The sequence below is a fragment of the Klebsiella sp. KE9456 genome (assembly GCF_043832615.1).
Classification (GTDB): domain Bacteria; phylum Pseudomonadota; class Gammaproteobacteria; order Enterobacterales; family Enterobacteriaceae; genus Klebsiella; species Klebsiella indica.
Genome location: NZ_JBDYQK010000003.1, coordinates 25,785 through 43,066, shown reverse-complemented (window position 1 = coordinate 43,066; position 17,282 = coordinate 25,785). Strand labels below are relative to the sequence as shown.

Here is a 17,282-nt window from a genome sequence, read left to right as displayed (position 1 = left end):
TCTCCCCTGTCATCCCGCTGGCACCAACTCTTCATCCCCCGGTCATCGTCTCTTAACTGAAACGTCACAAAAAACCGTCAGGATCGCCCCATGTTCCGAAGTCAATATGCGTTTGCCCTTCGTGGAGGCTTGACTGACATGTACTTATCCAGACATCCGACCAGCTATCCAACCCGATACCAGGAAATTGCCGCCAAACTTGAGCAAGAGCTTCGCCACCACTACCGCTGCGGCGACTATCTTCCCGCCGAACAGCAGCTAGCGACCCGCTTTGCGGTTAACCGCCATACTCTGCGCCGGGCTATCGACCAGCTCGTCGAGCGCGGCTGGGTCCAGCGCCGTCACGGCGTCGGCGTACTGGTGCTGATGCGGCCGATTGATTACCCGCTCAATGCCCAGGCGCGCTTCAGCCAGAATCTGCTCGAACAGGGGAGCCATCCCACCAGCGAGAAACTGCTGTCGGTCCTGCGCCCGGCCAGCAGCCATATTGCCGAAGCCTTTGCCATTAACGAAGGCGATGACGTTATTCACCTGCGCACCCTGCGCCGTGTGAACGGCGTCGCGCTGTGCCTGATAGACCACTACTTTGCCGACCTGAATTTATGGCCGGTGCTGCAAACCTTTACCCACGGTTCTCTCCATGACTTGCTGCGCGACCAGCTTGATATCGAACTGACCCGCGTACGCACCAAAATCAGCGCCCGCCGCGCGCAGGCCAAAGAGAGCAACATTCTCGGCATACCCAATCTGGCGCCGCTGCTGTGCGTGCGCACGCTGAATCATCGCCAGGGTGCACAGAACGCGACGGAATACTCCGTCAGCCTGACCCGCGCCGACATGATCGAATTCACCATGGAGCACTGAATGCACTTTGATACCGCCACTCGCCAGCGCTGGATGTCCGTGCTGGCCCACAGTGAACCACCAGAACTTGAGGCGCGGATGCAGACCCTGAATCTCGCGCCGCAGTATGAGGTACTTCGCGCCCCGGAAACCGGCCTGGTCCAGCTACAGGCGCGCATGGGCGGCACCGGCGACCGCTTCTTTGCCGGTGATGCCACCTTAACCCGCGCGGCCATTCGCCTGGCCGACGGAACCACCGGCTATAGCTGGGTTCTGGGCCGTGACCGCCCGCACGCCGAGCGCTGCGCGGTCATTGATGCCCTGATGCAGTCGCCACACCATTTTCACACCCTGATGGAAACCCTGATAACCCCGCTGGAAGCACAACGTAGCGCGCGCATTGAAGCCCGACGCGCCGAAGTCAACGCCAGTCGGGTCGACTTCTTTACTCTGGTTCGCGGAGATAACGCATGACATTACAAACCGCCTTTGCCCTGCCGGTGCAGGATGCCCAACACAGTTTTCGCCGTCTGCTGAAAGCGATGAGTGAACCGGGCGTGATCGTCTCCCTGCAGCAGCTCCAGCACGGCTGGCAGCCGCTGAACATCGCTTCCACCAGCCTGCTGCTGACCCTGGCGGATCACGATACGCCGCTCTGGCTCGCCCCGGCGCTACATAACGATCTCGTCGCTCAGAATCTGCGCTTTCATACCGGCGCGCCGCTGGTTGAGCAGCCGCAACGGGCAACATTCGCCATCGCCGATGACAGTATCAGCAGCGAACAACTGAACGTACTTTCTGCCGGTACTGTCGTCGCCCCGGAAACCAGCGTCACGCTGATTGTTCAGCTCACCAGCCTCAGCGGCGGCCGCATGCTGCGCCTGACCGGGGCCGGGATCGCCGAAGAACGGATGATCGCCCCGCATCTGCCGGAATGCATTATTGAGGAATTAACCGAACGCCCGCACCCGTTTCCGCTGGGCATCGACCTGATCCTGACCTGCGGCGAACGCCTGCTGGCTATCCCGCGCACCACCCATGTGGAGGTCTGCTAATGTACGTAGCCGTCAAAGGCGGTGAGAAGGCGATCGCCGCCGCTCACGCCCTGCAAGAACATAAACGCCGTGGTGACAGGCGGCTTCCTGAAATCAGCGTTGAACAGATTAGCCAGCAGCTAAATCTGGCGGTGGACCGGGTAATGACCGAAGGCGGTGTCGCTGACCGGGAGCTGGCGGCGCTGGCGCTGAAACAGGCCAGCGGCGATAACGTCGAAGCCATTTTTCTGCTGCGCGCTTACCGCACCACCCTGCAAAGGCTGGCGGTGAGCGAACCGATCGACACCGCCAGTATGCGCCTTGAACGTCGTATCTCAGCGGTCTACAAAGATATTCCCGGCGGGCAGATGCTCGGCCCGACCTACGACTATACCCATCGCCTGCTCGATTTTACCCTGCTGGCCAACGGTGAATCCCCCGTGCTGGCCACCGACGACGCGCCGCAACAAGCCACCCCACATGTTTTTCATCTGCTGACCCGACAGGAACTGGCGAAAGCGGAGCAGGATACCGCTGCCCGCCCCGACGACATTACCCGTCATCCGCCGGTCTACCCCTGTTCACGCTCTTCGCGTTTACAGCAACTGGTGCGCGGCGACGAAGGTTATCTGCTGGCGCTGGCCTACTCCACCCAGCGCGGCTACGGGCGTAATCACCCGTTTGCCGGTGAAATTCGCAGCGGCTACATCACGGTGCAAATTACCCCTGAAGAGCTGGGATTCACCGTCAATATCGGCGAACTGCTGATGACCGAATGCGAAATGGTCAACGGCTTTGTCGCCCCTCCGGATGAGCCGCCGCACTTTACCCGCGGTTACGGCCTGACGTTCGGCATGAGCGAGCGCAAAGCAATGGCAATGGCGCTGGTAGACCGCGCGCTACAGGCGCCGGATTACGGTGAAGAAGCGGCGGGGCCCGCGCAGGATGAAGAGTTTGTGCTGGCTCATGCCGATAACGTCGAGGCGGCCGGTTTCGTTTCGCATCTCAAACTCCCTCACTATGTCGATTTCCAGGCCGAACTGGCGCTGCTCAAACGTCTGCAACGGGAGAATCAACGTGGCTAACGCGCTGACCGGCTATAACTTTGCTTATCTTGATGAGCAAACCAAACGCATGATCCGCCGCGCCCTTCTGAAAGCGGTGGCAATCCCCGGCTATCAGGTACCGTTCGGCGGTCGCGAGATGCCGATGCCCTACGGCTGGGGCACCGGCGGCATTCAGCTCACCGCCAGCGTGATTGGCGAGGACGATGTGCTGAAAGTGATCGACCAGGGCGCGGACGACACCACCAACGCGGTGTCGATTCGCCAGTTCTTCCGGCGTGTTACCGGTGTCGCCACCACCGAGCGCACCGAAGAGGCGACGCTGATCCAGACCCGTCACCGAATCCCGGAAACGCCGCTGACTGAAGATCAGATCCTGATCTTCCAGGTGCCGATCCCCGAGCCGCTGCGCTTTATCGAGCCGCGCGAAACCGAAACCCGCACCATGCACGCGCTGGAGGAGTATGGCGTGATGCAGGTTAAGCTGTACGAAGATATCGCCCGTTTCGGCCATATCGCGACAACTTACGCCTACCCGGTGAAAGTGAACGGCCGCTACGTGATGGACCCGTCGCCGATTCCAAAATTCGATAATCCGAAGATGCATATGATGCCCGCGCTACAGCTGTTTGGCGCCGGACGCGAAAAGCGTATCTACGCGGTGCCGCCCTATACACCGGTAGAGAGCCTTGATTTCGACGATCATCCGTTTACCGTTCAGAAGTGGGACGAGCCCTGCGCCATCTGCGGATCGCGCCACAGCTATCTTGATGAAGTGGTGCTCGACGACAGCGGCAAGCGAATGTTTGTCTGCTCCGATACCGATTATTGCCGTCAACAGAGCGAGGCGCAGAAAAAATGAGTCATCCGTTACTGGCGGTCAATCGCCTGACCCACCTCTATGCGCCGGGAAAAGGCTTCAGCGATGTGTCGTTTGAACTGTGGCCAGGCGAAGTCCTCGGTATCGTCGGCGAATCCGGCTCCGGGAAAACCACTCTGCTGCAGGCCATTTCCGCCCGCCTGACGCCGCAACGGGGCGAAGTTCTGTATCAGAACCGCTCACTGTACGCGATGAGCGAAGCGGATCGCCGTCGCCTGTTGCGCACCGAATGGGGCGTGGTGCATCAGCATCCGCTGGACGGCCTGCGTCGCCAGGTGTCGGCGGGAGGCAATATCGGCGAACGCCTGATGGCCACCGGCGCCCGGCACTACGGCAATATTCGCGCCACGGCGGCGCAGTGGCTGCAGGAGGTGGAGATCCCGCCTTCACGCATTGACGACCTGCCCACCACCTTTTCCGGCGGAATGCAGCAGCGCCTGCAAATCGCCCGCAATCTGGTGACCCGGCCAAAGCTGATATTTATGGATGAGCCGACCGGCGGGCTGGACGTTTCGGTGCAGGCGCGCCTGCTCGACCTGCTGCGCGGCCTGGTGGTGGAGCTGAACCTGGCGGTGGTGATCGTGACCCACGATCTCGGCGTCGCCCGCCTGCTGGCTAACCGTCTGCTGGTGATGAAGCAGGGCGAGGTGGTGGAAAGTGGTTTAACTGACCGGGTGCTGGATGATCCGCACCACCCTTACACCCAACTGCTGGTGTCGTCGGTATTGCAGAATTAACCCCCGGGGCAATCGGCCACACGAATATCGAAGAGGCAAAAAATGAACGCCATCCGCGTTGAAAACATCCATAAAACCTTTGTTCTGCACCAGCAGCACGGCGTGCGTCTGCCGGTCCTCACCGACGCCTCGTTAACCGTTAACGCCGGGGAATGCGTGGTGCTGCACGGCCACTCCGGCAGCGGAAAATCAACCCTGCTGCGATCGCTTTACGCCAACTACCTGCCCGATAGCGGCCACATCCATATCCGCCACGGCGACGAATGGGTGGACCTGGTCAGCGCTTCGGCGCGTAAGGTACTGGAAGTACGTAAAACCACTATCGGCTGGGTCAGCCAGTTCCTGCGGGTGATCCCGCGCATTTCCGCCCTCGACGTGGTGATGCAGCCGCTGCTCGAACTGGGCATTTCCCGCGACGAGAGCGCCGCAAAAGCCGCCCGTCTACTGGCGCGCCTGAACGTCCCTGAGCGCCTGTGGCGCCTGGCGCCTTCCACCTTTTCCGGCGGCGAGCAGCAGCGCGTCAATATCGCCCGCGGCTTTGCGGTTGATTACCCCATTTTGCTCCTCGACGAACCTACCGCCTCGCTGGACGCGAAAAACAGCGCTGCGGTGGTGGAACTGATTCACGAAGCCAAAGCGCGCGGCGCGGCTATCGTCGGTATTTTTCATGACGAAGCGGTACGCAATCAGGTCGCTGACCGCCTGCATCCGATGGGAATATCAGCATGATTATCAATAATGTAAAGCTGGTCCTCGAAAATGAGGTGGTTAATGGCTCGCTGGAAGTGCGGGACGGCAACATTTATGCCTTCGCCGCAAGCCAGAGTCGGCTGGCGGCGGCCATTGATGGCGAAGGCGGCTGGCTGCTGCCGGGGCTTATCGAGCTGCATACCGACAATCTGGACAAGTTTTTCTCCCCCCGACCAAAAGTGGACTGGCCCGCCCATTCGGCGATGAGCAGCCACGACGCGCTGATGATTGCCAGCGGCATCACCACCGTGCTGGATGCCGTCGCCATTGGCGATGTCCGCGACGGCGGCGATCGTCTGGAGAATCTGGAAAAAATGATTAACGCCGTGGAAGAGACGCAAAAGCGCGGCCTCAACCGCGCTGAACACCGTCTGCATCTGCGTTGTGAACTGCCGCACCACACCACTCTGCCGCTGTTTGAAAAACTGGTGGGCCGCGAGCCGGTCAGCCTGGTCTCCCTGATGGATCACTCGCCAGGCCAGCGTCAGTACGCCGATCGCAGCAAATACCGCGACTACTATCAGGGAAAATACCACCTGAGCCACGCCGAAATGGACCAATTCGAAGAGGAGCAGATGGCGCTGGCGGCAACCTGGTCGCAGCCCAACCGGCAGAGTATTGCCGCGATCTGCCGCGAGCGTCATATCGCTCTGGCCAGCCACGACGACGCCACCCCTGAGCATGTAGCCGAATCGCACCAGCTTGGCAGCGTCATCGCCGAATTTCCTACCACGCTCGCTGCCGCGGAGGCGTCACGTCAGCATGGAATGTGCGTTCTGATGGGGGCGCCGAATATCGTGCGCGGCGGCTCGCATTCCGGGAACGTCGCCGCCCACCATCTGGCAACCCGCGGCCTGCTGGATATCCTCTCCTCCGATTATTACCCCGCCAGCCTGCTGGACGCCGCTTTTCGCGTTGCCGATGACGACGCTAACGCCTTTACCCTGGCGCAGGCTATTCGTCTGGTGAGTAGTAACCCGGCGCAGGCGGTAGGTCTGCACGACCGGGGGACAATTGCCGAAGGTAAACGCGCGGATCTGGTGCTGGCGCGCCGTCGCGGCGAGCATATCCATATTGATAACGTCTGGCGTCAGGGTAAGAGGGTCTTCTGATGACGGGGAGACTGATTTGGCTGGTCGGCCCATCCGGCTCCGGTAAAGATAGCCTGCTGACGGCGCTGCGCCAGCGGGAACATCCGCAACTGCTGGTGGCGCACCGCTACATTACCCGTCCTCACAATGCGGGCTACGAAAATCATATCGCGCTTAGCGAACATGAATTTTTCACCCGCGCCGAACAGCACCTGTTTGCCCTTAGCTGGCATGCCAACAACACGTATTACGGCATCGGCGTGGAAATTGACCTGTGGCTGCACGCCGGGTTTGACGTGGTGGCCAACGGCTCCCGCGCGCACCTTCCACAGGCGCAGGCACGCTATGCCGATGTCCTGCTGCCCGTCTGTCTGCAGGTCTCCCCGGAGATACTGCGTCAACGTCTGGAGCAGCGCGGACGGGAGAACCAAACGGAGATTGCTCAGCGGCTGGCGCGGGCGGCGCGTTATACGCCGGGCGCGTGCCAGATCCTCAACAATGATGGCCCTCTGAGCCACTCGGTGGATGCGCTGGTATCCTTGATTCGCGTTCACGGCAACCGGCGTGAACAGCGGCTCGCCTGACAAAAATGTCCTGAAGTGAGGAGGTAGTATGAGCCTGACTCTCCGCTTAACCGGCACCGGCGGTGCGCAGCAGGTACCGGTTTTCGGCTGCGACTGCCCCGCCTGTCGCCGGGCGCGCGCCACTGAGGCGCACCGTCGCCGCCCCTGTAGCGCGGTGGTCGCGTTCAACAGCGCGGTGACGCTGCTGGATGCCGGACTGCCGGATCTGATGGAGCACTGGCCCGCCGGCAGCTTTCAGCAGTTTCTGCTCACGCATTATCATATGGATCATGTTCAGGGGCTGTTCCCGCTGCGCTGGGGCGCAGGCGACCCCATTGCGGTATACGGCCCGCCCGATGAACAGGGCTGCGACGATCTGTTCAGACATCCGGGCCTGCTGGATTTCAGCCACACCGTCGAACCGTTTGTGACGTTTACGCTACAGGGGCTGCGCGTCACCCCGCTGCCGCTAAACCACTCAAAGCTCACTTTCGGTTATCTGCTGGAATCGGCCCACAGCCGGGTTGCCTGGCTGTCCGACACCGCGGGCCTGCCGGAAAAAACGCTGAAATTCCTGCTTAACAACCAGCCGCAGATCATCATCATCGACTGTAGCCATGAACCGCGCCCGCAACCGCCGCACAATCACTGCGACCTGAACACGGTTCGGGCCATTAACCAGGTGATTGGCTGCCCGCGCGTGATCCTCACCCATATCAGCCACCAGTTCGACGTATGGATGATGGACAATGTGCTGCCTGCCGGGTTTGAAGCGGGGTTTGATGGGATGGAGATTGTGCTGGATTAACCCGCCGCGCGCCTCATCAACAACACGGTCCACGCTGACGTGGAAAAACAAACCGGTACAGAAATACGGCACAGGACCAGCCCTCGCGACTGGCCCCATATTAATCAACCTCATCGCGGAGGGATCTCAGTGCCGTTGCTGCTCAATCGCGCCGATTGCGTCGACCCGCCCCTGATGGCGTCCGCCTTCAAATTCGGCGTCCAGCCAGGCATCGACGATCATTTTTGCCAGATCCAGACCGATCACCCGCGCGCCAAAAGCCAGAACATTAGTATCATTATGCTGCCGTGAAAGCTGCGCCGAGTAAGGCTCGCTGCAAACCACCGCCCGAATGCCTGAATGTTTATTAGCAGCGATTGAGATACCGACGCCGGTGCCGCAAATCAGGATCCCGCCATCGACTTCACCCGCGGCAACAGCCTGAGCCACAGCGCTGGCGTAACGTGGATAATCGGTGCGCGCCGTTGACCATGCTCCTTTATCCACGACGTCAATGCCGCGCTGACGCAGATGCGCCAGGATCGCCTCTTTCAGGATAAAACCCACATGATCGCAGCCAAATGCAATCCGTTTCATACTCAGCCTCGCCTGTTATCAACTTTACAGATAGTGTTTGCATTGTGATTTAAACGGCGAAAACTGGCGAAACAAACCGCAATCACACTGCTTAAAGGGCCTTTCTACACGGCAAAATTTCACAAATCAAGCGCTGAAAGCATTTAAAGCGATACTGCCTCGCGCATAAGACATCCCGCAAATAACACATAATAATTTGATATAAAAATAATTTACTAAAATAACAACGCATGTCGACACCACCAAACTTCACGAAATATAGTACTTTATAAAAATATAATTTTTGTGAAGTTGATTGTATCTTTTCAGTTTCACCTGTGGTGATATAGTGTTGTCTTCATTTTATGGACGAAGAGAAAGCGATGAGTCAGTCAGAATCCAGTGCGCTCCCCAACGGTATCGGCCTTGCCCCCTGGCTTCGCATGAAGCAGGAAGGGATGACCGAAAACGAACGTCGTATCGTTGAATGGTTGCTCACCCCCGGCAATCTCAGCGATGCGCCGGCAATCAAAGATGTCGCGGAGGCGCTGTCAGTATCCGAAGCCATGATCGTTAAGGTGTCGAAACTCCTTGGCTTTAGCGGTTTTCGCAACCTGCGCAGCGCGCTGGAAGCCTACTTTTCGCAATCCGAGCAGGTGCTCCCGGCTGAGCTCTCCTTTGATGAAGCGCCGCAGGATGTCGTGAATAAGGTGTTTAACATCACCCTGCGCACCATTATGGAAGGCCAGTCAATCGTCAATGTCGACGAGATTCATCGTGCGGCGCGATTCTTTGCCCGCGCCAGGCAGCGGGACCTGTACGGCGCCGGAGGGTCCAACGCCATTTGCGCCGATGTGCAGCATAAATTTTTACGCATCGGCGTGCGCTGTCAGGCTTACCCGGACGCCCATATCATGATGATGTCCGCATCGCTGCTGAAGGAGGGGGATGTGGTACTGGTGGTCTCGCACTCAGGGCGCACCAGCGATATTAAATCGGCGGTGGAACTCGCGAAAAAAAATGGTGCAAAAATTATTTGTATCACCCATAGCTATCATTCGCCGATTGCAAAATTAGCTGACTTTATTATTTGCTCGCCAGCACCAGAGACGCCGTTATTAGGCCGGAATGCCTCGGCACGTATATTACAACTGACATTATTAGATGCGTTCTTTGTTTCCGTCGCACAGCTCGACATTGAACAAGCGAATATAAATATGCAGAAAACGGGCGCGATTGTTGATTTCTTTTCACCAGGCGCGCTGAAGTAAATACTCGTCATGTTTCAGGTCACAGATGAGTTGGCAACGCACGTTCTCCCCGGTCACATGATTTTCTATGGCGCCGGGGATTAACTCGCTTACCCTCTTTACCGTGATTTGAATGAGTTAGAGTATTAATAATTAGCTCCTGCCACAGGAGCGTCCCCTACACTGAGAATACTGCTATGAATAAATATCTGAAACTTTTCAGCGGCGCGGCTATGGGCATAATGTTATCCACCAGCGCAATGGCCGCTGCCGATTACGCCGTGGTATTGAAGACATTATCCAACCCATTTTGGGTCGATATGAAAAAGGGTATTGAAGACGAAGCCAAAACATTAGGCGTTAGCGTCGATATTTTTGCCTCGCCCTCGGAAGGCGATTTCCAGTCGCAACTGCAGTTATTTGAAGATCTCAGCAACAAAAATTACAAAGGTATCGCTTTTGCGCCGCTCTCCTCCGTTAACCTGGTGATGCCGGTGGCTAAAGCCTGGAAAAAGGGCATCTATCTGGTCAACCTCGATGAAAAAATCGATATGGACAACCTGAAGAAAGCCGGCGGCAATGTGGAAGGGTTTGTCACTACCGATAACGTGGCGGTCGGCGCAAAAGGCGCGGAATTTATCATCAATAAGCTGGGCGCGGAGGGTGGAGAAGTCGCCATTATCGAAGGCAAAGCCGGTAACGCCTCCGGTGAAGCTCGTCGTAACGGCGCGACTGAGGCGTTTAAGAAGGCGAGCCAGATCAAGCTGGTGGCCAGCCAGCCTGCCGACTGGGACCGTATCAAGGCGCTGGACGTCGCCACCAACGTGTTACAGCGTAATCCGAATATCAAAGCGATTTACTGCGCTAACGACACCATGGCGATGGGGGTCGCTCAGGCCGTCGCGAATGCCGGTAAAACCGGCAAAGTGCTGGTCGTTGGCACCGATGGCATTCCGGAAGCCCGCAAGATGGTAGAAAACGGGCAGATGACCGCCACTGTCGCGCAGAACCCGGCGGATATTGGCGCGACCGGCCTCAAGATGCTGGTCGATGCAGAAAAAAGCGGCAAGGTTATTCCGTTGGATAAAACCCCGAAATTTAAAATGGTGGACTCTATTCTGGTGACGAAATAATTCAAAGGTTGCGTCACCCCGCCCCTCTCCCGTTCCGGGAGAGGGTGAAAATATAAGGAATCACTATGCTCACGCCATATATTTCAATGGCGGGGATCGGCAAATCCTTTGGTCCGGTTCACGCATTAAAATCAGTTGATTTAACAGTTTACCCTTATGAAATACATGCGTTATTAGGGGAAAATGGTGCCGGTAAATCAACGTTAATGAAAGTGCTGTCGGGAATACATGAGCCGACCAAAGGCACCATCACAATTAATAATGTCAACTATGACAAGCTCGATCATAAATTAGCGGCTGAACTCGGCATCGGTATTATTTATCAGGAACTCAGCGTGATTGATGAATTAACGGTGCTGGAGAATTTATATATTGGTCGTCATCTGACGAAAAAAGTCTGCGGCATCAATATTATCGACTGGAAAGAAATGCGCATACGGGCGGCAATGATGCTGCTGCGCGTCGGGCTAAAGGTTGCTTTAGACGAAAAGGTGGCAAACCTCTCCATCAGCCACAAACAGATGCTGGAAATCGCCAAGACGCTGATGCTCGACGCCAAAGTGCTGATTATGGATGAACCCACTTCCTCGCTGACCAATAAAGAAGTGGATTATCTGTTCCTGATCATGAACCAACTGCGCAAAGAGGGCACCGCCATCGTGTATATCTCGCATAAGCTGGCGGAAATTCGCCGCATCTGCGATCGCTACACGGTGATGAAAGACGGTAGCAGCGTCTGCAGCGGGATGGTCAGCGAAGTCAATAACGACGACATCGTGCGCCTGATGGTGGGCCGCGAGCTGCAAAACCGCTTCAATGCCATGAAAGAGAGCACCGGCAATATTGCCCGCGAGACGGTGTTCGAGGTGAAAAATGTCACCAGTCACGACAAGAAAAAGGTGCGCGACATCTCCTTCAGCGTTAATCGCGGCGAAATTCTTGGCTTTGCCGGGCTGGTCGGCTCCGGACGTACCGAACTGATGAACTGCCTGTTCGGCGTCGATAAGCGCGCGCACGGCGAAATCCATCTCAACGGTAAAGCGATCTCCCCCCGTTCACCGCTGGACGCCTTAAAAAAAGGTATGGCCTATATCACCGAAAACCGCCGGGAAAACGGCTTTTTCGCTAACTTCTCGATCGCCCAGAACATGGCGGTCAGCCAGAGTCTGAAGCGCGGCGGTTACAAAGGGGCGATGGGGCTGTTCAACGAAGGGGACGAGCGCAAAACGGCGGAAGCACAACGTAAGCTGCTGGCGCTGAAGTGCCATTCCGTCGATCAGAACATTACCGAGCTTTCCGGCGGCAATCAGCAGAAAGTGCTGATTTCCAAATGGTTATGCTGCAACCCGGACGTCATTATTTTTGATGAGCCGACGCGCGGCATCGACGTTGGCGCAAAAGCCGAAATTTATAAAGTGATGCGCCAGCTGGCCGATGACGGAAAAGTCATCCTGATGGTGTCGTCTGAATTACCTGAAATTATCGCCGTCTGCGACCGCATTGCCGTGTTCTGCGAAGGGCGACTGACACAGATCCTGAGCAATCGCGACGATATGAGCGAAGAGGAGATTATGGCATGGGCACTACCACAAGAGTGAAAAGCGACATGGGCGAGAAAAAACCGTTTAACTTCGCGCTGTTCTGGGATAAATACGGCACCTTTTTTATCCTTGCCATTATCGTCGCGATTTTCGGTACCCTGTCGTCGGAGTACTTCCTGACGACCAACAACATTACGCAGATCTTCGTTCAGAGCTCGGTCACCGTGCTGATCGGCATGGGCGAATTCTTCGCGATCCTTGTCGCCGGGATCGATCTGTCGGTCGGGGCGATCCTCGCGCTCTCCGGGATGGTTACCGCGAAACTGATGCTGGCGGGCGTTGATCCGTTCCTCGCGGCGCTGATTGGCGGCGTACTGGTGGGCGGCCTGCTTGGCGCAATCAACGGTTGTCTGGTCAACTGGACCGGTTTGCATCCATTTATCATTACCCTGGGCACCAACGCCATTTTCCGCGGTATCACGCTGGTCATCTCTGATGCCAACTCGGTATACGGCTTCTCATTTGATTTCGTCAACTTCTTCGCCGCCACGCCGTTAGGGATCCCCGTCCCGGTCATCTTCTCGTTGATTGTCGCGGTGATCCTGTGGTTTCTCACCACGCGTCTGCGCGTGGGCCGCAATATCTACGCGCTGGGCGGTAACAAAAACTCAGCCTTTTACTCCGGTATCGACGTCAAATTTCACATGCTGCTGGTGTTTATTATTTCTGGTATTTGCGCCGGACTGGCGGGGGTAGTCTCCACTGCACGACTCGGCGCGGCTGAACCCCTGGCGGGAATGGGCTTTGAAACCTACGCCATCGCCAGCGCCATCATCGGCGGGACCAGCTTCTTCGGCGGTAAGGGGCGCATCTTCTCCGTGGTTATCGGCGGCCTGATCATCGGCACCATCAATAATGGGCTGAATATTCTGCAAGTACAAACCTACTACCAACTGGTGGTGATGGGCGGATTAATCATCGCGGCTGTCGCCCTCGACCGTCTTATCAGTAAGTAAGGAATTTATAATGAAAATTGCACCCTCTTTAATGTGTATGGATCTGCTGAAATTCAAAGAACAGATCGAGTTTATCGACCAGCACGCAGATTATTTTCACATCGACATTATGGACGGCCATTTTGTGCCAAATCTGACCCTGTCGCCTTTTTTCGTCAGCCAGGTGAAACGGCTGGCCAGTAAGCCGCTGGACTGCCATCTGATGGTCACCCGTCCACAGGATTACATTAGCCAGCTGGCGCAGGCGGGCGCGGATATTATCACCTTGCACCCGGAAACCATTAACGGCCAGGCCTTCCGACTGATTGATGCCATTCGTCGTCACGGTATGAAAGTTGGCCTCATCCTCAATCCGGAAACCCCGGTCGAGGCGATGAAATATTACATTCATAAAGCCGACAAAATCACGGTGATGACCGTCGATCCCGGCTTCGCAGGGCAACCGTTTATCCCGGAGATGCTGGATAAAATCGCTGAGCTGAAAGCCTGGCGCGAACGCGAAGGGCTGGGCTACGAAATTGAAATCGACGGCTCCTGCAACCAGGCCACTTACCAAAAACTGATCGCGGCGGGCGCGGACGTCTTTATCGTCGGCACCTCCGGCCTCTTTAACCATGCCGACAAGATTGATGATGCATGGCAAATAATGGCAGAACAAATCCTTGCGGCAAAAAACGAGGTACTGCCTCATGCAAAAACAGCGTAACGTCGTTGCTGGCGTGGATATGGGCGCGACGCATATCCGCTTTTGCCTGCAGACAGCACAGGGCGTAACGCTGCACGGTGAAAAGCGTCGAACGGCGGATGTGATTACCTCCGACGGCCTGGTTGACGGCATTAAAAACCTGCTGCAACAGCAACTGGCCCACCATGATGCCAGATGCCGTGGGCTGGTGATGGGATTCCCGGCGCTGGTAGCCAGGGACAAACGGACGATTATTTCAACGCCCAATCTGCCTCTGGCCGCTGACGATCTGTACAACCTGGCTGACAGACTGGAAGCGGCGCTGGGCTGCCCGGTCGAGTTTTCCCGCGATGTGAATCTGCAGTTGTCTTTTGACGTGCAGGAGAATCACCTGCAGGAACAGGAGGTGCTGGCGGCTTATCTCGGCACCGGCATGGGCTTCGCCGTCTGGCTGAACGGCGGACCCTGGATCGGCGCCCACGGCGTCGCGGGCGAACTGGGGCACATTCCGCTGGGTGATGACGCCCTCACCTGCGCCTGCGGCAACCCTGCCTGTCTGGAAACCGTATGCTCCGGCATCGCGCTAAAGCGCTGGTACGAGCAACAAACACGCGACTGGGCATTGGGCGAACTGTTTGTTCACGCCGGGCAAGCGCCGTTTGTCCAGACGCTGTTAAACCACGCCGCCCGCGCGATCGCCACCAGCATCAATCTTTTTGACCCGGATGCGGTGATCCTCGGCGGCGGCGTCATGGATATGCCCGCTTTTCCGCGTGATGCATTAATCGCGATGATCAAAACCTACGTTCGTCGCCCGCTACCGTATCAGGCCGTCCGCTTTATCGCCGCCTCATCTTCGGCGTTTAACGGCGCCCGGGGCGCGGCAGCGCTGGCGCGCAGCCGTTATCTGGCATAAACCGCCCCGGGAAGCGTCCTGAGCGCTTTACCCGGGCTTTGCACATCCGCGTCACCTCCCTCACTTCGACACGTCAAAACTGACGATTGCCTGTTTTTCGTCAGCATTTTGACTAAAAAAACAGCGTATCATCAGTCAATACCCACAATGAAAGCATGGCATAAAAGATGCATAGTGATTTCGTGATAGCGCAAATGCGCCAATTGATTAACTGGAGCAAGACCGATGAAAAAAGTCGTCACGGTGTGTCCGTATTGTGCATCAGGTTGCAAAATCAATCTGGTGGTCGATAACGGCAAAATCGTTCGGGCAGAGGCGGCTCAGGGGAAAACCAATCAGGGAACCCTGTGTCTGAAAGGCTATTATGGCTGGGATTTTATTAACGACACCCAGATCCTGACCCCGCGCCTGAAAACCCCCATGATCCGTCGCCAGCGTGGCGGCAAACTGGAATCCGTCTCCTGGGACGAGGCGCTTGATTATGTTGCCACCCGTCTCAGCGCCATTAAAGAGAAGTATGGTCCGGACGCGATTCAGACTACCGGTTCGTCCCGCGGGACGGGTAATGAAACAAACTATGTGATGCAAAAATTCGCGCGCGCCGTTATTGGAACCAATAACGTTGACTGCTGCGCTCGCGTCTGACACGGCCCTTCGGTTGCAGGTCTGCACCAGTCGGTCGGTAACGGCGCCATGAGTAATGCCATCACCGAGATTGATAACACCGATCTCGTATTTATCTTCGGGTATAACCCGGCAGATTCGCACCCTATTGTGGCGAATCATGTGATTAACGCCAAACGCAACGGGGCGAAAATCATCGTTTGCGATCCGCGTAAAATCGAAACCGCGCGCATCGCGGATATGCACATTGCGTTGAAAAATGGCTCGAACATCGCCCTGCTCAACGCCATCGGGCATGTCATTATTGAAGAGGATCTCTACGATAAATCTTTCGTCGCCAACCGTTCCGAAGGCTTCGAGGAGTATCGCAAAATCGTCGAAGGCTATACGCCGGAGTCGGTGGAAGAGATTACCGGCGTCAGCGCCCAGGATATTCGCGCCTGCGCCCGCATGTACGCTAACGCAAAATCCGCCGCAATACTGTGGGGCATGGGCGTCACCCAGTTCTATCAGGGCGTGGAGACCGTACGTTCCCTGACCAGTCTGGCCATTCTGACCGGCAACCTCGGTAAGCCAAGCGTCGGCGTCAACCCGGTGCGCGGCCAGAACAACGTTCAGGGTGCCTGTGATATGGGGGCGCTGCCGGATACCTATCCGGGCTATCAGTATGTTAAGTTCCCGGAAAATCGCGAGAAGTTCGCCAAAGCCTGGGGAGTCGAGAGCCTGCCGGCGCATACTGGCTATCGCATCAGCGAACTGCCGCACCGCGTGGAGCACGGCGAAGTACGGGCGGCGTACATTATGGGAGAAGATCCGCTCCAGACCGACGCCGAGCTGTCCGCCGTGCGTAAAGCGTTTGAACAGTTGGATCTGGTTATCGTCCAGGATATTTTCATGACCAAAACCGCCTCCGCGGCCGATGTCATTCTGCCGTCCACCTCCTGGGGCGAGCATGAAGGCGTCTATACCGCAGCGGACCGCGGCTTCCAGCGCTTCTTTAAAGCCGTTGAGCCGAAGTGGGACCTGAAAACCGACTGGCAGATTATCAGCGAGATCGCGACCCGGATGGGCTACCCGATGCACTACAACAACACCCAGGAGATCTGGGATGAGTTGCGTCATCTGTGCCCGGATTTCTACGGCGCCACCTACGAGAAAATGGGCGAACTGGGCTACATCATGTGGCCGTGCCGCGATGAGTCCGATGCCGATCAGGGAACCTCTTATCTGTTTAAAGAGAAGTTCGATACCCCGAACGGTCTGGCGCAGTTCTTCACCTGCGACTGGGTGGCCCCGATTGACAAGCTCACCGACGAGTATCCGATGGTGCTATCGACGGTGCGCGAAGTCGGTCACTACTCCTGTCGTTCGATGACCGGCAACTGCGCGGCGCTGTCCGCGCTGGCGGATGAACCCGGTTATGCGCAAATCAATACCGCCGACGCTGAGCGTCTGGGTATTGAGGATGAGTCACTGGTGTGGGTTAACTCACGCAAAGGCCGTATTATCACCCGTGCGCAGGTCAGCGATCGTCCGAATAAAGGGGCGGTTTATATGACCTACCAGTGGTGGATTGGCGCCTGTAACGAACTGGTTACCGAGAACCTGAGCCCGATAACCAAAACGCCAGAGTACAAATACTGCGCCGTCAACGTTACGCCGATTGCCGATCAGCGTGCCGCCGAGCAGTATGTGATTGATGAGTACAACAAGCTGAAAACCCGCCTGCGCGAGAGCGCGATCGGTTAATCAGTTGACCTTTACGGGGCGGCGCTTCGCGCCTGCCCGGACG

General features: G+C 57.0%; 18 protein-coding genes. 17 read left to right on the top strand and 1 reads right to left on the bottom strand.

All coding sequences use genetic code 11. The features are described 5' to 3' along the window. Positions 1-138 precede the first annotated feature (138 nt). The 10 genes from phnF to phnP are packed head-to-tail and all read left to right on the top strand — an operon-like array spanning position 139 to position 7,770. The gene (phnF, locus tag ABK821_RS03885) at positions 139-864 is read left to right on the top strand and encodes a phosphonate metabolism transcriptional regulator PhnF (protein ID WP_138358398.1); all 726 of its coding nucleotides are present in this window, start codon (positions 139-141) and stop codon (positions 862-864) included. Beyond that, a complete protein-coding gene (gene phnG / locus ABK821_RS03880) occupies positions 865-1,317 on the top strand; it encodes a phosphonate C-P lyase system protein PhnG (RefSeq protein WP_138358396.1) in 453 nt (150 codons plus the stop codon). Beyond that, positions 1,314-1,898 (top strand): phosphonate C-P lyase system protein PhnH, encoded by a 585-nt coding sequence (gene phnH, locus ABK821_RS03875; protein ID WP_138358394.1) that lies wholly within the window; start codon positions 1,314-1,316, stop codon positions 1,896-1,898. The genes phnG and phnH overlap by 4 nt, the downstream gene beginning before the upstream one ends. Next, positions 1,898-2,962 (top strand): carbon-phosphorus lyase complex subunit PhnI, encoded by a 1,065-nt coding sequence (locus tag ABK821_RS03870; RefSeq protein WP_343178175.1) that lies wholly within the window; start codon positions 1,898-1,900, stop codon positions 2,960-2,962. The genes phnH and ABK821_RS03870 overlap by 1 nt, the downstream gene beginning before the upstream one ends. Continuing rightward, positions 2,955-3,803 carry an alpha-D-ribose 1-methylphosphonate 5-phosphate C-P-lyase PhnJ gene (locus ABK821_RS03865; RefSeq protein ID WP_343178176.1) on the top strand — a complete coding sequence of 283 codons (849 nt, stop codon included), beginning with the start codon at positions 2,955-2,957 and terminating at the stop codon, positions 3,801-3,803. The genes ABK821_RS03870 and ABK821_RS03865 overlap by 8 nt, the downstream gene beginning before the upstream one ends. Continuing rightward, complete coding sequence (gene phnK / locus ABK821_RS03860; RefSeq protein ID WP_138358388.1) at positions 3,800-4,558, top strand: phosphonate C-P lyase system protein PhnK; 759 nt, start codon at positions 3,800-3,802, stop codon at positions 4,556-4,558. The genes ABK821_RS03865 and phnK overlap by 4 nt, the downstream gene beginning before the upstream one ends. Positions 4,559-4,600: 42 nt before the next feature. Next, positions 4,601-5,287, top strand: a complete 687-nt coding sequence (phnL, locus tag ABK821_RS03855) for a phosphonate C-P lyase system protein PhnL (protein ID WP_308560740.1) — start codon at positions 4,601-4,603, stop codon at positions 5,285-5,287. Continuing rightward, on the top strand, positions 5,284-6,420 hold the full coding sequence (phnM, locus tag ABK821_RS03850; protein ID WP_142502947.1) for an alpha-D-ribose 1-methylphosphonate 5-triphosphate diphosphatase: 1,137 nt from the start codon (positions 5,284-5,286) through the stop codon (positions 6,418-6,420). Before phnL ends, phnM begins: the two co-directional genes overlap by 4 nt. Further along, positions 6,420-6,983 (top strand): ribose 1,5-bisphosphokinase, encoded by a 564-nt coding sequence (gene phnN, locus ABK821_RS03845; RefSeq protein WP_138358382.1) that lies wholly within the window; start codon positions 6,420-6,422, stop codon positions 6,981-6,983. Before phnM ends, phnN begins: the two co-directional genes overlap by 1 nt. Positions 6,984-7,011: 28 nt before the next feature. Next, on the top strand, positions 7,012-7,770 hold the full coding sequence (gene phnP / locus ABK821_RS03840) for a phosphonate metabolism protein PhnP (protein ID WP_343178177.1): 759 nt from the start codon (positions 7,012-7,014) through the stop codon (positions 7,768-7,770). A 126-nt stretch (positions 7,771-7,896) separates the two neighbouring features. On the opposite strand, the gene rpiB is transcribed toward phnP, so the two are convergent. Next, positions 7,897-8,346 carry a bifunctional allose-6-phosphate isomerase/ribose-5-phosphate isomerase RpiB gene (gene rpiB, locus ABK821_RS03835; RefSeq protein WP_138358378.1) on the bottom strand — a complete coding sequence of 150 codons (450 nt, stop codon included), beginning with the start codon at positions 8,344-8,346 and terminating at the stop codon, positions 7,897-7,899. A gap of 362 nt (positions 8,347-8,708) precedes the next feature. On the opposite strand from rpiB, the gene alsR reads away from it, so the two are divergent. The 7 genes from alsR (at position 8,709) to fdhF (ending at position 17,239) form a co-directional block, all read left to right on the top strand. Further along, entirely contained in the window at positions 8,709-9,596 is an 888-nt protein-coding gene (alsR, locus tag ABK821_RS03830; protein ID WP_138358376.1) for a D-allose utilization transcriptional regulator AlsR, read from the top strand. Positions 9,597-9,772: 176 nt separating this feature from the next. After that, a complete protein-coding gene (gene alsB, locus ABK821_RS03825) occupies positions 9,773-10,708 on the top strand; it encodes a D-allose transporter substrate-binding protein (RefSeq protein WP_138358374.1) in 936 nt (311 codons plus the stop codon). A 65-nt stretch (positions 10,709-10,773) separates the two neighbouring features. Continuing rightward, on the top strand, positions 10,774-12,306 hold the full coding sequence (gene alsA / locus ABK821_RS03820; RefSeq protein ID WP_138358372.1) for a D-allose ABC transporter ATP-binding protein AlsA: 1,533 nt from the start codon (positions 10,774-10,776) through the stop codon (positions 12,304-12,306). Further along, on the top strand, positions 12,285-13,265 hold the full coding sequence (gene alsC, locus ABK821_RS03815; protein WP_138358370.1) for a D-allose ABC transporter permease: 981 nt from the start codon (positions 12,285-12,287) through the stop codon (positions 13,263-13,265). Before alsA ends, alsC begins: the two co-directional genes overlap by 22 nt. Before the next feature lie 10 nt (positions 13,266-13,275). Next, on the top strand, positions 13,276-13,971 hold the full coding sequence (gene alsE, locus ABK821_RS03810; RefSeq protein ID WP_138358368.1) for a D-allulose 6-phosphate 3-epimerase: 696 nt from the start codon (positions 13,276-13,278) through the stop codon (positions 13,969-13,971). Beyond that, positions 13,955-14,866 (top strand): allose kinase, encoded by a 912-nt coding sequence (gene alsK, locus ABK821_RS03805; protein WP_138358366.1) that lies wholly within the window; start codon positions 13,955-13,957, stop codon positions 14,864-14,866. The genes alsE and alsK overlap by 17 nt, the downstream gene beginning before the upstream one ends. Before the next feature lie 225 nt (positions 14,867-15,091). Further along, a complete protein-coding gene (gene fdhF / locus ABK821_RS03800) occupies positions 15,092-17,239 on the top strand; it encodes a formate dehydrogenase subunit alpha (RefSeq protein ID WP_138358364.1) in 2,148 nt (715 codons plus the stop codon). Positions 17,240-17,282: the final 43 nt, after the last annotated feature.

Excerpts from the sequence above, each read along its gene's own strand:
- phnL (WP_308560740.1), top strand. The coding sequence starts at position 4,601 with ATGAACGCCATCCGCGTTGAAAACATCCATAAAACCTTTGTTCTGCAC.
- alsK (WP_138358366.1), top strand. The coding sequence starts at position 13,955 with ATGCAAAAACAGCGTAACGTCGTTGCTGGCGTGGATATGGGCGCGACG.
- phnP (WP_343178177.1), top strand. The coding sequence starts at position 7,012 with ATGAGCCTGACTCTCCGCTTAACCGGCACCGGCGGTGCGCAGCAGGTA.
- phnM (WP_142502947.1), top strand. The coding sequence starts at position 5,284 with ATGATTATCAATAATGTAAAGCTGGTCCTCGAAAATGAGGTGGTTAAT.
- alsE (WP_138358368.1), top strand. The coding sequence starts at position 13,276 with ATGAAAATTGCACCCTCTTTAATGTGTATGGATCTGCTGAAATTCAAA.
- alsC (WP_138358370.1), top strand. The coding sequence starts at position 12,285 with ATGGGCACTACCACAAGAGTGAAAAGCGACATGGGCGAGAAAAAACCG.
- alsB (WP_138358374.1), top strand. The coding sequence starts at position 9,773 with ATGAATAAATATCTGAAACTTTTCAGCGGCGCGGCTATGGGCATAATG.
- phnF (WP_138358398.1), top strand. The coding sequence starts at position 139 with ATGTACTTATCCAGACATCCGACCAGCTATCCAACCCGATACCAGGAA.
- phnH (WP_138358394.1), top strand. The coding sequence starts at position 1,314 with ATGACATTACAAACCGCCTTTGCCCTGCCGGTGCAGGATGCCCAACAC.
- rpiB (WP_138358378.1), bottom strand. The coding sequence starts at position 8,346 with ATGAAACGGATTGCATTTGGCTGCGATCATGTGGGTTTTATCCTGAAA.
- alsA (WP_138358372.1), top strand. The coding sequence starts at position 10,774 with ATGCTCACGCCATATATTTCAATGGCGGGGATCGGCAAATCCTTTGGT.
- alsR (WP_138358376.1), top strand. The coding sequence starts at position 8,709 with ATGAGTCAGTCAGAATCCAGTGCGCTCCCCAACGGTATCGGCCTTGCC.
- ABK821_RS03870 (WP_343178175.1), top strand. The coding sequence starts at position 1,898 with ATGTACGTAGCCGTCAAAGGCGGTGAGAAGGCGATCGCCGCCGCTCAC.
- phnK (WP_138358388.1), top strand. The coding sequence starts at position 3,800 with ATGAGTCATCCGTTACTGGCGGTCAATCGCCTGACCCACCTCTATGCG.
- phnN (WP_138358382.1), top strand. The coding sequence starts at position 6,420 with ATGACGGGGAGACTGATTTGGCTGGTCGGCCCATCCGGCTCCGGTAAA.
- phnG (WP_138358396.1), top strand. The coding sequence starts at position 865 with ATGCACTTTGATACCGCCACTCGCCAGCGCTGGATGTCCGTGCTGGCC.